Source organism: Paenibacillus sp. FSL L8-0644, from assembly GCF_038008165.1.
Classification (GTDB): domain Bacteria; phylum Bacillota; class Bacilli; order Paenibacillales; family Paenibacillaceae; genus Paenibacillus; species Paenibacillus polymyxa_D.
The window spans coordinates 4622830-4636796 of sequence record NZ_JBBOYN010000001.1; the positions used below are offsets into that span (position 1 = coordinate 4622830).

A 13967-nucleotide genomic window follows, 5' to 3' on the forward strand; every position below is an offset into this window, starting at 1 on the left:
TTCCTCCTTTTCTTATCTATCCTTCAGTCGTCACTGTGATTGCACAGATGGAACGGCTTATCTTCTATAAGGAAGCGATCAAGCCAAGTCATTTTATATATAAAATCGGGTGCCGATTCGATGAATCCGTTCACAATGTCCAAAGAGCGTAGATTTTTCAGGTTTTGTATTTCAGGAGGCAACGTACGGATTCCGCTATACTGGATATCCAGATACTCCAGTTGTTGCAGCTCTCCGATTTCAGGAGGCAAATGCCGGAATGCCAGCTCCTCTTTGGGAATTACTTTGACATCTGGTGCCGGGCGATCATAGCATCCACAGCTGATCCTCAGGTTTTTGAGTTGAGTCAGCTTGGCAATGTCAGCGGGTAGCTCTTCCAAATCAGCTACTTGTATCGTTAGTGACTCCAACGATTCCAATTCGAACAAAGCATGCGGTAGTGTTCGTATATCCTGCTCGAAAATGGTCAGATGTTTCAAGGAATACAATTCTCTAATCCGTTCCGGTATCTCCCTCAAGCCAAACCGCATAATCTCTACTCGATCCGGTTGATGCCGAATAGCATCGTCCAGAAAAACATCTATATTCTGATGATATTCAGGTTGGTGAATAAACACACCAGGGATAAGCTTCCCCAATTCAACCGCTTCTTCTTTAGCCATGTTTAGTCTACCTATTCGTTCGTGAGCTATGTTAATGATCCAATCCTCTCCATCCGCATTCTGGAAGCACAAATCCTCGGGTAATTGGGGATGTACCCAGGAAAACAAACTGGACGCCGCCTGCTTTAATAGTCCCCCTGCCTCGGGCGCACACTGGTATCGGTAAAATGTTCCTTGTGTGTAGGCAATGGAATGGATGCCCCTAATTTCCTCATAAGAGTGTGTGGACAGCAAAAAAGGATTCAATTGCTGTAACAATTCCTTGAACAGGACATCCTGGTCGATCACACCATTCTCATCCTCTGTCGCCCATTTATGTATGCCCAACATAAACGTGTCTGCCCGTTCCATAGCATAATCAATCAGTCTTTCATAGGCTGCTCCCCGGACATCGCTGTATAATCTGAACATGTCTCTCCTCCTCTGTGTTGCCCTCGGCCTTACAATAAAAAAAGCCGAACTCATATCTATTATGAGTCCAGCTGTCATATTTTTCAAACCTGATCAAAGACACCCAATACGACTTTATAAATAGGGCATATCGCTTACTCTGTCACTGTTCCGTAGATTAGCACTGGCGCTTCCGCATGATCCGCAATACGGATGTTCGCGTAGATTTTCTCCAGTACTTGAGCTACATCTTCACGGTTCGCATGGATGGTAACCAGTGAATCGCCTTTTTGAACAGCATCCCCGACCTTTTTGTTCAGCATCAAGCCGACAGCCAGATCAATCTCGGATTCTTTGGTCGCACGTCCTGCTCCAAGCAGCATCGCAGCGGTACCGATTTCGTCAGCCACGATTTCAGCTACCACACCGTCCTGCTTCGCAGGCACCTCAATAAGATACTGTGCTTGTGGCAAGCGTTCAGGATGATCCACTACAGAAGCGTCACCGCCCTGATTCGCAATAAACTCTTTGAATTTTTCCAGTGCTTTGCCATTACGAATGACTTCTTTGAGCTTCTCTTCGGCGTTTTCGAGGGAATCTGCCTTCCCTGCCAAAAATACCATCTGACTGCCCAAAGCCATACACAGCTCTTCCAGATCTTTGGGTCCTTCGCCGCGCAGCGTATCAATTGCTTCTTTTACTTCCAGTGAGTTCCCGATGGCCAGACCCAGCGGCTGACTCATATCGGAAATGACTGCCATCGTTTTGCGACCCACATTGTTACCGATGCTCACCATGGCATGTGCCAGTGCTTTGGCATCATCTACAGTTTTCATAAATGCGCCTGCACCTGTTTTTACATCGAGTACGATAGCATCGGAGCCGGCAGCGATTTTCTTACTCATAATCGAGCTGGCAATCAGCGGGATCGAGTTGACCGTCGCCGTAACATCACGCAAGGCATACAACTTTTTGTCCGCAGGTGTCAGGTTGCCGCTTTGTCCGATGACCGCAATTTTGCTGCGATTTACCAAATCCACAAATTCGTCCTTGCTGATTTCGACGTGGAAGCCTTCAATAGCTTCCAGCTTGTCGATTGTTCCTCCGGTATGTCCGAGGCCGCGGCCTGACATTTTGGCTACCGGAATGTCCAAGGCCGCTACGAGCGGAGCCAGTACCAGCGTTGTTGTATCACCCACACCGCCAGTAGAATGCTTATCGACCTTTACACCTTCAATCGCGGACAGATCAATGGTATCACCCGAATGAACCATCGCCATCGTCAGATCAGCGCGTTCGCGTTCAGTCATATCTTTGAAGAAAATGGACATTGCCAATGCACTGACTTGATAATCGGGAATTTCACCCTGAGTGTAGCCTTGGATAATAAAATTAATTTCCTCCGTACTCAGTTCTTTTCCGTCACGTTTTTTCTCAATCAAGTCTACCATTCTCATATGTCATTTCTCCTCACTGTGCGTATGATCGTTTACAGAGATACTGCTGTATCCAGTGCAACTTCCATCATTTCTTTAAAGGTTGTTTGCCGTTCTTCTGCGGTCGTTTCTTCCCCCGTCAGCAAATGATCGCTTACCGTCAGAATCGTCAGTGCGTTTACGCCAAACTTGGCTGCCAGCGTGTATAAAGCCGAAGTTTCCATCTCTACACCCAGCACGCCGTATTCCATCAGCTTTTGTACCACTGATTTGTCATCACGGTAGAAGCTGTCTGAACTGAATACATTACCGACATGCATGTTCAAGCCTTTGGCAACACCGCGATCATAAGCGCCCTTCAATAGATTGAAGCTGGCAATCGGCGAGTAATCGTAGCCGCCAAAGATATGGCGGTTCATACCGGAATCCGTACAGGATGCTTGTGCTAAAATGACGTCACGAACGTGCACATGCTCCTTCATTCCGCCGCATGTACCCACGCGGAACAGGTTTTTCACACCGTATTCGCTAATTAGCTCGTTGACATAAATACTGATGGAAGGCAGCCCCATCCCAGTTCCCTGTACAGACAGGCGTTTGCCTTGGTACGTACCCGTAAATCCGAGCATTCCGCGAACCTCGTTGTAACAGGTCACGTCCTCCAGATACGTTTCAGCAATAAATTTCGCCCGTAGCGGGTCTCCTGGCAGCAAAATTGTTTCTGCAATCTCTCCGGGTTTGGCTCCAATGTGTACACTCATGTTTTTTATTCCTCCGTCTCATTTGTCCATGCTTGTATCGTTATTTGTATCGTTACTAGTAATCTTGCTTGTACTCTTGCTAGTCTTTGATTACTGAAGCTCTGCCAAAAAGCTCGTTCCGTGTTCAGGCAGTTTTACACCAAAGTTATCCGCTACAGTCGCTCCAATATCAGCAAAGGTTTTACGAACTGCAAGCTCCTTGCCCCCAGCTGTAAAACGCGGGGAATATGCCAGCAAAGGTACATATTCGCGGGTGTGATCCGTTCCCCGATACGTCGGGTCATTCCCATGATCTGCAGTGATAATCAGCAGATCGTCATCGGTCATTTTGGCAAAAACCTCTGGCAAACGCGCATCGTAATCGTCCAAAGCTTGACCATATCCCTGCGGATCACGACGGTGACCGTATACAGCGTCAAAGTCCACCAAATTCAGAAAGCTTAATCCGGTGAAATCCTCATCGAGCGTAGCCACCAGCTTATCCATGCCGTCCATATTGGACACTGTACGCACCGCCTTCGTCACACCCTCACCGTCATAAATGTCGGAGATTTTACCCAAGGCGATCACATCCAGACCTGCATCCTTCAGCTCGTTCATGGTAGTGCGACCAAACGGCTTGAGCGCATAATCATGCCGATTGGAGGTACGGGAGAAGTTCCCTGCCTCGCCTACGAACGGACGTGCAATAATGCGACCCAGCATGTACGGATCTTCCAGCGTGATTTTACGGCAGAACTCGCAAATCTCATAGAGCTCCTTCAAAGGTACAACTTCCTCATGCGCTGCAATTTGCAGCACAGAGTCCGCCGAGGTATAGATGATGAGCGCTCCAGTTTTCACGTGTTCTTCGCCCAGCTCATCAATGATTTCCGTTCCGCTAGCAGGCTTATTGCCAATCACTTTGCGACCTGTGTGCTCCTCAATGCGTTGAATCAGCTCATCCGGGAACCCATCAGGAAATACACGGAAAGGAACTGCAATATTCAAACCCATGATTTCCCAATGACCCGTCATCGTATCCTTACCATTGGACGCTTCCTGCATCTTAGTGTAATACGCGAGCGGCTTGTCGGCCGCTGCCACTCCTTCTATGGAACGAATATTGGACAGACCGAGCTTACCCATATTCGGCATCTTCAGACCACCGCGTTCGCGGGCAATATGACCGAGCGTATCTACATCGTAATCATCAAACTGGGCAGCATCCGGCGCTTCGCCGATACCAACCGAGTCCATAACCACCAAGTGAATCCGTTTGAATTTAGACATTATAAAAATCCTTTCCTGACTCGCTGTTTTTTTTACAAAAACAACCCTGCAATCGTTGCCGACAGCACGCTAACTAGCGTTGCCCCGTACAACAGCTTCAGACCAAAGCGGGCTACCACATTTCCCTGTTTTTCATGCAACCCCTTCACCGCCCCGGAAATGATACCGATGGATGAGAAGTTAGCAAAGGATACGAGGAATACCGATACGATCCCGACCGTGCGCTCCGACAAGCCTGTTTGCTTGGTCAGATCCAGCATGGCCACAAATTCGTTGGATACGAGTTTGGTAGCCATAATGCTGCCCGCCTGAACAGCTTCGTTCCACGGAATACCCATGACAAAAGCGAAAGGCGCAAACACATATCCAAGCAGCGCCTGGAAGCTGATTCCAAACAACCAGGAGAAAATCCCGTTAACCATGGCAATCAGCGCCACAAAACCGATCAGCATCGCAGCTACCGTAATAGCGACCTTGAAGCCGTCCATAATATACTCTCCGAGCATTTCGAAGAAGGACTGCTTCTCTTCCTCCTGAACCTCCAGTAAATCGTCTTCCTTCTCAATCTTATACGGATTAATAATAGATGCGATAATAAAGCCGCCGAACAGGTTCAATACCAAAGCTGTGACCACATATTTGGGGTTTAACATTTGCATGTAAGCTCCCACAATCGACATGGACACCGTAGACATCGCAGACGCACACAGCGTATACAACCGATGTTTTGGCAGCAGACCAATTTGCTTCTTAACGGAAATAAACACCTCGGATTGACCCAAGATAGCCGAAGCTACAGCGTTGTAGGATTCCAGTTTACCCATTCCGTTTACTTTGCTCAAGACAAGCCCGATATATTTAATAATAAAAGGCAACACTTTTACATATTGCAATATACCAATCAGCGCGGATATGAACACGATTGGCAGCAGTACACCGATAAAGAACGGTGCTGCTCCTTCATTCGCAATTCCGCCAAATACAAAGTTAATCCCTTCCAGAGCATAATCAATCAGACTTTTAAACCCTTTTGCAAAACCTTTGACTAGAATTTCACCAATCCCTGTATTCAGCAATACAAAAGCTAGCGCCGCCTGCAACACAACCATAACCACCAGCGGACGATACCTGATTTTGCGCTTGTCACTGCTAGCAACGTAAGTAAGTGCAAATACAACAAGCAATCCCACCAGAGCGATTACATATTTCATTTAATTTCCCCCTTATTACATTAAGCGCTTACATTCCCCACAAAAAGAACGCGCCCCAAAGAGGCATTCTTTTTTTTTAATTCCCCAGATCCGCAGGTCGAAAGGCACCCGGTAGTAATTGATCCACCGTCCACTCTTCCGTGTTGCCATGAAGGTTTGTCAGATAAATTTTGGTATCTTGATGAGCAAATTCGGAAATGACCTGACGACAGGCTCCACATGGAGACACAGGCCCTTCCGTATCAGCTACAACCGCAATCGAATCAATTTTCCGGCAGCCTTCGGATACCATTTTAAAAATCGCTGTCCGCTCTGCACAATTGCATAAGCCGTAGGAGGCATTTTCCACATTACATCCGTGATAAATCGTGCCATCGCTTCCGAGAACCGCAGCACCCACTTGAAAATTCGAATACGGAACATATGCCTGGTTACGCGCCTCAAGCGCTTTCTGAATCAATTGATCCTTCATTGCGAATCCCTCCATGACTTTAAAATGAACTTAGTAGGAAGATGTAGACTGCTCGCCCTCGATGATTTTCACACCGGAACTTGCACCGATCCGACTTGCGCCAGCTTCTACTAATTTTTGCACGTCTTCCAGACTGCGTACGCCGCCAGAAGCTTTTACACCAATCTCAGGCCCTACTGTTTTGCGCATCAAGGCAACGTCTCCCACAGTAGCTCCACCTGTTGAGAAGCCTGTCGAGGTTTTGACAAAATTCGCCCCCGCTTTGACGGACAGCTCACATGCCAGTACCTTCTCTTCGTCAGTCAGCAGGCAGGTTTCGATAATCACTTTTACCAGTGTACCAGCAGCTGCTTCCACGACAGCACGGATATCCTGCTCGACGAGCTGTACATCACGTTCCTTCAAAGCGCCTATGTTAATAACCATATCAATTTCAGTCGCTCCGTTAGCAATAGCATCTTTCGTTTCAAATGCTTTCGTTGCGGACGTGCTCGCTCCCAGCGGGAAACCGATAACTGTACAGATGGCTACGTCTGTGCCTGCGAGCTGTTCTGCTGCATAAGCTACCCACCCCGGGTTCACACATACAGAAGCAAACTGATATTTTTTTGCCTCGGCAGTCAATTTAGTAATTTCATCCTTCGTCGCATCTGCACGCAACAATGTATGGTCGATTAATGCTGCAATGTTCATATCTAAAAGCTCCTTCATTAGATAAATAGTGTGAAGACAAAAGTCCTTTATTTCTCTGTGATGAGATCATCATAGCACGGCTTTGAACATATGTAAAACACATTTTGAAATTATGTTCACGCTTGTACATAAGGCGTTCACCTACCATTCATATTACCCTGTAGGCACACGCCATAACCGTGTATTTTGCTGGATGGAGGCGACTTGCTCTATTGTAAAAGTGCTTGTGCCGTAAACTGATCCGTCACCAAGATATTCGCATACTTGCCACGCAGCGATGCCCGAATGGCCTCCACTTTGCGCTGGCCTCCAGCGACGAGAATGGACTTCTCCTTCTTTCGCAAATCAGGCAAATCAATCCCAACGGTACGGCTGTTAATTTCCTGACTGCATATGTTGCCCTCAGCGTCAAAAAAGCGTGAGCAAATATCGCCCTTGCCAATTCTTTGCAGTAGCTTCTGCTCTTCCCCGTTAAAATAACCCAATCGGAACAGCAACGCATCCTCCTTGACCGTCCCCACCGTAAACACCGCGATGTTCGCCTGCTTGCCAAGTTCGATGATACGCTGGATATGCCGATCCTCCTCGACCATTTTCTTAACGGCGTGACTGTCGAAAATTACAGGCAGCGGCAAATACCTTGCTATGGTATGAAAGGCTTCTGCGAACAAATTCACGGTTTCCACAGCATATGTGTTGACATGTGAATGGCTCACGCCTCCCTTGAGCTGAACCACCTCAACTCCCTTGACCTGCTTTTGTTGGAGATGAAGCGCCACGGCATGCATGGTTGTTCCCCATGTCACTCCAATAATATCAGCATCCTGTACCGTTTCATGCAAATAATCGGCTGCTTTTTTGCTAATATGCTTCTTGATCTCCTGATATTCATTTAACGGCGAATAACAGACTAACACAGTATCCAGTCCGTATTTCTTCTTCACCTGCTCTCCGAGCGCGTCCATATCCTCCATCGGGTCCACAATACTAATCCGCACGTATCCTTGTTCCTTGGCAGCCTGAAGTAACCGCGATACCGTAGGACGCGAAACCCCGAGTCTGACCGCGATATCTTGCTGGCTGTAGTCGTTTAGATAGTATAATCTGGCTGCTTCGATACTTAATCGCTGCTTTTCATGATCCACTCTACCTCAACCCGCTTATCTTAAAATGTAGTGCCATCGGACACAGCTTTAGTCCCAAACATGATATATGAAGGGAAACTTGAAGCCACGCCTTGGCCGTATGGTTGTTATTTTGGAAGATTTAACTGCTCGTTTGTGATATTCTGTGAGTAACTACAACCATTTTACCGCATCCTCAACTTTATCGTTCCATCTGTCAAAACGCAATAGTTAACCCATTTTACCGCTCAATCACAACCTGTGATGGCTCATCTGAATAGATAAGGAGAATTGTTATGTCTGAATTTATTGTGTGCAGTCTAGCGGACAAAAAGTTCGCTTTAAACTTTGTGGAAGTAGAAGAAGTCATGAATGCTAAGAAGGGAACTCCGCTTCCCTTTTCCGAAGCATGGCATGAAGGAATGGTGACTATTCGCGGCAATGTATTTACGATCCTTAATTTACGCAAAAAACTGCTTCTTCCTGCATCCAGCGATTCCTCCGAGGACAAAATGATTTTGCTCAGCCGTGCGAAGATTGCTCTGCTTGTCGATCAGGTGGAGGACACGGCTTCTGCCGAGGACAGTCAGCTACAAAGCAATGAGGAAGAGTGGCAGCGCGAGTTGTTCCCTACCGTGATGGAGCATCAGGGTACCCTCATTCCGGTGATCGATATGGACGCTTTTCTCGCATCCACCAAGACGAACTAAAACGCAAAATACTCCCGAACCTTGAGGCGGCTTGCACTCATCGTTCGGGAGTATTTTCAGTTATTGGAGTCCCTGCCCCTCTTTCATGTGAACCAGCGTGTTCAGCTGCTCCAGCAACGTATTCCCGCCAGTTAGCGAAATCGTGCCAATCTTCTCGCAGATTTTTTCCATGAATTCTAGCTCTTTGAGACGATAGAGAGTGGCGTTCTCGTCCATCAGCTTGGCCGTATTGAGCAGACTACGAGTGGATGCCGTCTCTTCACGTCGTGTGATGAGGTTGGCCTGTGCCTTCTTCTCTGCCAACAGCACCGTATTCAGAATATCCTTGATATCCCCCGGCAAAATAATATCCTTCACCCCTGCTGACGTAAAAGTCACTCCATATTCGTCGCTCTGCTCATTCAGTCGAGTCAAAACATATACCGCAATCTCCTGCTTCATTTTCAGCAAATCATCCAGCTTCATCGTGCCAACGTATTCGCGTAACAACAGTTGAAGCATAATGTACATTTGCTCCTCGTATGCCCGGAATTCTAATGCCCGCAATGGGTCGATGATACGGTACTGACAGACGAAGTTGAGGCGCAGCGTAATTTTGTCCTCTGTCATGATTTCCTGTCCCATCAAGTCCATTTGCTGTTGTCGCATATCTATCGTTTTGATCTCTGTATTCACCGTGGACATCCAGAAATAATATTTACCCGGTTTCAGCTCACCCTGCAACACATTATCGTAATACAAAAATCCTAATTCATAGCTGCCCACCTGAAGCGCCTTCCAGAAGCCCGGTGTCTTGGACAAGAATGCTTGCCCCAATGCCTTATCAATTGCAGGCTGCCGAGTATCTGCACGAACAAAACGATGTTCCTTGAGCACGTTCCAATAAGCATATTTCCCAGCCGTCAGCAGCTCCACAAACCGATTATCCTCATAATGCAGCACATATTCATGGTCCTCTACATCAATGACATTCAATTGCTCAAGCAATAGGGGATCTGTCAAAAACAAACGAATATCATGGTCCGGTACAAAAAATGGTTCGGCTACATTCAAAATTTCAACCGCTTCCTGCTGAAATGTCTTCAATAGGTAAGTTCCTGGTTGCAACAATTTGTGGTAGCTTCCTTTTTTGAACAGCAATCCGCGCTCATCGGATTTAATTGTTATCTTCTTAAACATCGTATCACTCCTAGTATTTAGAATCCTCAACTTAAAAGAGTGCTTTTTTCTACGTGTGGCGCTCCGCGATCCATTTGATCTTCCGATCGCTGTTGCTCCTGAATTTTTGGATTTGATGAACCCCTTATAGGGTTAAAATTCAGGGGCAAAGGCGAACGCTTCGCTTCTTCAGATTCAAATGGACCGCTCCGTAGCTGCCCGCCTTAAAATTAACACACTTTTAAAATGAGGATTTTTTATTTTTATTTGTTGTAGTAGGGTTAGGACCCTTGCAGAGCATCCCTCCGGTGTGAACGGCGGGGTCAAGCTTGAGGAAAAAGAAAGATACCGCCTGTTTTCGTGTTCTAAGGATGGGATTCATCAGCCCAACATCGACTGTGAATCTGTATCCCCGAAGCCTCGAGCCCTGTCGGTGCTTGCTCTCTCCGGTATCCGCTGGCCACATAGCCATCGCCCCGGTATCTGTCATCAAGACCAGACATGGGATGCTCTTATCCGGGTCTTTTCATTGTTTTTATTCGATCATTCGAATACTCTACCAGAAGTCGCGTGGAAGGCGATTGGGAATCGAACCCTAATTGTTGGTGGATACGCAAGTTTACAGGATACCTGACCCCATCAGGGCAGGCACTGCGGGACCTTTGGAAATCCGCGCCTCGGTAATATCTTCCTGTATCAGCCTTTATCATTATCGCGTAATCTAGAACTCGCGAACATGGCGAAAGTATTACGACCCTATAAAAAACGAAAAAGACACAGGAGAAGCATATGTGCTTCCCTCGTGTCTTTCTTTCTATAGTTAACTAGTCGCGTTCGTATCTTAGGCCTGATCCACTAGGATGTTTTTTCGAAAACGGGATCAGCGCCTGGTGTTGGAAGTTCTGGAAGTTCTGGAACGTCTGTCGTTGTTGAGGCAATCTGCTGGTGTGTATAGCTGAATGGAGGGGTCTCGTATTGCAATCCCGCCTTTTCATAGGTAAACCAATAGCTGACACCCTTCCCGATATCGAGGTCTGTTACCCGCTGCTCCCAGACACCGCCGTTGTTGGTCATTCGGTAATTGAGCTGTTGTCCACCCGTTAAAGTGTAATGCACGTCAACATAGGCCGAGGCTGTTTTAGGTGTAAATTGAAGCAATGCTTCACGATCGCTGACAAAACGAGCTCCTGCTTTATAATCCTCCATTTCTCCGCCACCCTCATTACCGCCAGATGCTGCCTCCGTAGTTACCGATACAGCATGGCTTGCTGCAGATAGGTTACCAGCTGCATCGCGAGCCTTAACGGTAAAGCTGTAAGTTGAAGCTGCATTTAGCCCTGTCATTGAAGCGGAAATACCGCTTATCTCTGCCGCCTGTGCCCCGTCCTTATAAACGATATACCCAGCAACGCCAACATTGTCTGTAGCTGCATCCCACTCCAGAGTGACTGCCGAAGCCGTTTTGGTCGTAACTCGCACATTCGCCGGGATGGATGGAGCCTCCGTATCAGGCTGCGGATTGCCACCGCCGCTTCCATTTCCGGCATTAAAGCTATTCGGCTGCATGGTAATACTGTGCCCATCTGAGAAGGTTACCGTTTTGACCTGGTTTGTAAAATTGTAGGGCACATAAGTTTTTACACCGTTTTTTTGAAATACGGCATAAATAGGTGAATTAGCGGTGATGCTGCGGTCGATGTTGCCTACAGCATCCAAATTATAGATCCAGTGGTAGACATTCGCGTAATTATGTTTTCAAACTCACCCCATAAGACATTCACCCTATGAGTTATTCATCCCATTAACCATTCACCCTAATAAACGTTTAGTATATAAAAAAAGAATCCTCCAGGCCTTTTAGCCCTTCAGATCCTCTGTTTTGAATTTATAAGTTTTTGAGCCTTTGAGTTTTTGAGTATTTAGTTTCTTATGCCCTTCCCATGCTCCACAACATTTCGGAAAAAGAGTGACTTTGCGGTGAGCGGCAGCGGAGCGAAGGGGTTGAATCTGGAGAAGCGGAAGCGTTCGCCTTTGCAGTGGGATTCTTACCTTTAAATCTCTCATACAATCCGAAGAATCCCACTGCAACAGCGATCGGAAGATCAACCTCTCCGCGAAGCGCCTCCTCCACCCGAAAACAACTCACTCATTTTCCCCGCTCAAAATACCCTTCTATTTTCCAATCTACACCAACCTGTGTCACGCTCAAATCATGCAATGCCACCGCATCGCTCATCGCAGACACGCCTTCTCCCCCGAGAAATCCCGGGGCTGCACGTCCTCCAACCAGCTTCGGCGCCATATACAGCACCAGCTTGTCTGCCAGCCCTTGCTGCACGAACGAAGCGTTCACTTCGGCTCCGCCTTCCACGAACACCGATGACACCTCCGCTGCCCCCAGAATATCCAACATTTGCGGCAGGTTAACCCGATCGCTGTTTTCATCCTGTGTCGGATATACTTTTACACCCAGCTGTTCCAGCTGGCTTCGCTTGCCTTCATCGTAGGCCCGTCCTGTGAATATCCAGGTCGGAGCCTCCCCATCTGTAATGACACGAGCATCCAATGGAATTCGAAGCTTACTATCCAGAATGATACGAATCGGATTCCGTCCTTCTGGTAGACGAGTCGTAAGCTGAGGATTATCATGAATCACGGTCTGTACACCGACCAGGATTCCTACATGCTCGTGACGAAGACGATGCACATCCTCCCGTGCAGCCTCAGATGTGATCCACTTGCTTTCAGAGGTTCGAGTTGCAATTTTACCGTCCAGCGTTACTGCCGATTTGATCGTAATAAAAGGACGCTTGCTCACGATATATTGATTGAACACTTCATTCATGCGGATGGATTCCTGCTCACATACGCCGACAATGACCTCAATGCCCGCATCTTTCAAAATCTGTACCCCTCTGCCGGAAACCAGCGGGTTTGGGTCCAGCGCTGCAATCACCACTCGACGAATACCAGCCTTCACAATCGCTTCCGCGCACGGGCCTGTCCGGCCGTGATGGGAACACGGCTCCAGCGTTACGTAAATCGTCGCTCCCTGAGCGTGTTCACCCGCCATACGCAACGCATGAATCTCGGCATGTGGCTCGCCGGGCTTCAGATGAGCGCCGATCCCAACGATACGGCCGTTGTTGACAATGACTGATCCGACGAGCGGATTCGGTTCTGTTTGCCCTTTAGCACTTCTGGCATTTTCCAGTGCCAGGCGCATATATTTTTCGTGAGTGGTCATAGAACCTCCCTGAGATCGGAATCCCGCAAATGGCCGGATCGTTCTACTTTTGTATTTAAATACCGTTCATTATATTGCGACACATCGCCCCAGAGCGGCATACGACCCGCCACATTCATACCCGATTTTTTCAAGGCATCCAGTTTTTTAGGATTATTTGTAATCAGGGTTACCGGCTTTTGTCTCAGGTGACGGAGCACACTAATGGCATCCGCATAGTTGCGTGTATCATCTTCAAAACCCAATTGATGATTGGCTTCGACGGTATCCATGCCTTCTTCCTGCAGAATATAAGCCATTGCTTTACTAAACAAACCAATTCCGCGGCCTTCATGGTTAGCCAGATAGAACAATGCACCCGTTCCATGTTCCACGATCATTTTCATGGACTGGTGGAGTTGAAATCCGCAATCACAACGCTTGCTACCAAAAATATCTCCAGTATGGCAAATACTATGCATGCGAACTAATGCATTTTCCGACTGCTCGAGATCGCCGTACACCAAAACGCTTGACTGTTGTCCCTCTGCCAAATCCAGTGTGGACAATCGCTTCACAATCGTCTCAGCGGTGGCATTCAGTAAGTCCTGACGATCTTCCTCATCCCGTACAGGCAACCAGCAGTACCACTGAAAAACAACCGTTTCCCCTTCCAAATTAACTGGCAGTTTGATCGGTCCAACCAAAATCGTCGAAGATTGTTCTCCACGAACAGTTTGAATTTTATCGTTAAGTAGCGTAGCTACATCTTTTTGGTTCATCTCTCTGCACCATCCTTTATATAAGCTCTATATAGAAAATGCCTAATTCTTCAAAGGCTAATCGTTATTG

14 protein-coding genes are annotated in these 13967 nt (G+C 47.4%); 1 reads left to right on the forward strand and 13 read right to left on the reverse strand.

Annotated features, from left to right (window positions below):
- Positions 1-23 precede the first annotated feature (23 nt).
- The 8 genes from NSS94_RS21100 to NSS94_RS21135 form a co-directional block, all read right to left on the reverse strand.
- Complete coding sequence (locus tag NSS94_RS21100) at positions 24-1073, reverse strand: leucine-rich repeat domain-containing protein (protein WP_341040036.1); 1050 nt, start codon at positions 1071-1073, stop codon at positions 24-26.
- A 134-nt stretch (positions 1074-1207) separates the two neighbouring features.
- On the reverse strand, positions 1208-2509 hold the full coding sequence (locus NSS94_RS21105) for a pyrimidine-nucleoside phosphorylase (RefSeq protein WP_341040037.1): 1302 nt from the start codon (positions 2507-2509) through the stop codon (positions 1208-1210).
- A gap of 32 nt (positions 2510-2541) precedes the next feature.
- Positions 2542-3249 carry a purine-nucleoside phosphorylase gene (gene deoD, locus NSS94_RS21110; protein WP_023990381.1) on the reverse strand — a complete coding sequence of 236 codons (708 nt, stop codon included), beginning with the start codon at positions 3247-3249 and terminating at the stop codon, positions 2542-2544.
- A 90-nt stretch (positions 3250-3339) separates the two neighbouring features.
- Entirely contained in the window at positions 3340-4521 is a 1182-nt protein-coding gene (gene deoB, locus NSS94_RS21115) for a phosphopentomutase (RefSeq protein WP_250240425.1), read from the reverse strand.
- Positions 4522-4553: 32 nt separating this feature from the next.
- Positions 4554-5732, reverse strand: coding sequence for a NupC/NupG family nucleoside CNT transporter (locus tag NSS94_RS21120; protein WP_341040039.1), 1179 nt, complete (start codon positions 5730-5732; stop codon positions 4554-4556).
- Between the two features lie 76 nt (positions 5733-5808).
- The gene (locus tag NSS94_RS21125; protein WP_311080053.1) at positions 5809-6204 is read right to left on the reverse strand and encodes a cytidine deaminase; all 396 of its coding nucleotides are present in this window, start codon (positions 6202-6204) and stop codon (positions 5809-5811) included.
- 30 nt (positions 6205-6234) lie between these two features.
- A complete protein-coding gene (deoC, locus tag NSS94_RS21130) occupies positions 6235-6897 on the reverse strand; it encodes a deoxyribose-phosphate aldolase (protein ID WP_341040040.1) in 663 nt (220 codons plus the stop codon).
- 209 nt (positions 6898-7106) lie between these two features.
- The gene (locus NSS94_RS21135; RefSeq protein WP_023990386.1) at positions 7107-8042 is read right to left on the reverse strand and encodes a sugar-binding transcriptional regulator; all 936 of its coding nucleotides are present in this window, start codon (positions 8040-8042) and stop codon (positions 7107-7109) included.
- Between the two features lie 275 nt (positions 8043-8317).
- On the opposite strand from NSS94_RS21135, the gene NSS94_RS21140 reads away from it, so the two are divergent.
- Positions 8318-8731 (forward strand): chemotaxis protein CheW, encoded by a 414-nt coding sequence (locus tag NSS94_RS21140; protein WP_029519325.1) that lies wholly within the window; start codon positions 8318-8320, stop codon positions 8729-8731.
- Between the two features lie 60 nt (positions 8732-8791).
- Here NSS94_RS21140 and NSS94_RS21145 read toward each other — a convergent pair whose 3' ends face one another.
- The 5 genes from NSS94_RS21145 to NSS94_RS21165 form a co-directional block, all read right to left on the reverse strand.
- Positions 8792-9910 carry a slipin family protein gene (locus tag NSS94_RS21145; RefSeq protein ID WP_029519326.1) on the reverse strand — a complete coding sequence of 373 codons (1119 nt, stop codon included), beginning with the start codon at positions 9908-9910 and terminating at the stop codon, positions 8792-8794.
- Positions 9911-10254: 344 nt separating this feature from the next.
- Positions 10255-10392: a hypothetical protein gene (locus NSS94_RS21150; protein WP_341040042.1), complete on the reverse strand. Its 138-nt coding sequence runs from the start codon at positions 10390-10392 to the stop codon at positions 10255-10257.
- Positions 10393-10744: 352 nt separating this feature from the next.
- The gene (locus tag NSS94_RS21155) at positions 10745-11605 is read right to left on the reverse strand and encodes a fibronectin type III domain-containing protein (protein ID WP_341040043.1); all 861 of its coding nucleotides are present in this window, start codon (positions 11603-11605) and stop codon (positions 10745-10747) included.
- A gap of 430 nt (positions 11606-12035) precedes the next feature.
- Positions 12036-13136: a bifunctional diaminohydroxyphosphoribosylaminopyrimidine deaminase/5-amino-6-(5-phosphoribosylamino)uracil reductase RibD gene (gene ribD / locus NSS94_RS21160; RefSeq protein ID WP_029519328.1), complete on the reverse strand. Its 1101-nt coding sequence runs from the start codon at positions 13134-13136 to the stop codon at positions 12036-12038.
- Positions 13133-13897 carry a GTP cyclohydrolase II gene (locus NSS94_RS21165; RefSeq protein ID WP_029519329.1) on the reverse strand — a complete coding sequence of 255 codons (765 nt, stop codon included), beginning with the start codon at positions 13895-13897 and terminating at the stop codon, positions 13133-13135. The genes ribD and NSS94_RS21165 overlap by 4 nt, the downstream gene beginning before the upstream one ends.
- Between the last annotated feature and the right edge of the window lie 70 nt (positions 13898-13967).

Coding starts and splice junctions, on each gene's coding strand:
- NSS94_RS21100 (WP_341040036.1), bottom strand. CDS start 1,073: ATGTTCAGATTATACAGCGATGTCCGGGGAGCAGCCTATGAAAGACTG.
- NSS94_RS21105 (WP_341040037.1), bottom strand. CDS start 2,509: ATGAGAATGGTAGACTTGATTGAGAAAAAACGTGACGGAAAAGAACTG.
- deoD (WP_023990381.1), bottom strand. CDS start 3,249: ATGAGTGTACACATTGGAGCCAAACCCGGAGAGATTGCAGAAACAATT.
- deoB (WP_250240425.1), bottom strand. CDS start 4,521: ATGTCTAAATTCAAACGGATTCACTTGGTGGTTATGGACTCGGTTGGT.
- NSS94_RS21120 (WP_341040039.1), bottom strand. CDS start 5,732: ATGAAATATGTAATCGCTCTGGTGGGATTGCTTGTTGTATTTGCACTT.
- NSS94_RS21125 (WP_311080053.1), bottom strand. CDS start 6,204: ATGAAGGATCAATTGATTCAGAAAGCGCTTGAGGCGCGTAACCAGGCA.
- deoC (WP_341040040.1), bottom strand. CDS start 6,897: ATGAACATTGCAGCATTAATCGACCATACATTGTTGCGTGCAGATGCG.
- NSS94_RS21140 (WP_029519325.1), top strand. CDS start 8,318: ATGTCTGAATTTATTGTGTGCAGTCTAGCGGACAAAAAGTTCGCTTTA.
- NSS94_RS21145 (WP_029519326.1), bottom strand. CDS start 9,910: ATGTTTAAGAAGATAACAATTAAATCCGATGAGCGCGGATTGCTGTTC.
- NSS94_RS21150 (WP_341040042.1), bottom strand. CDS start 10,392: ATGTCTGGTCTTGATGACAGATACCGGGGCGATGGCTATGTGGCCAGC.
- ribD (WP_029519328.1), bottom strand. CDS start 13,136: ATGACCACTCACGAAAAATATATGCGCCTGGCACTGGAAAATGCCAGA.
- NSS94_RS21165 (WP_029519329.1), bottom strand. CDS start 13,897: ATGAACCAAAAAGATGTAGCTACGCTACTTAACGATAAAATTCAAACT.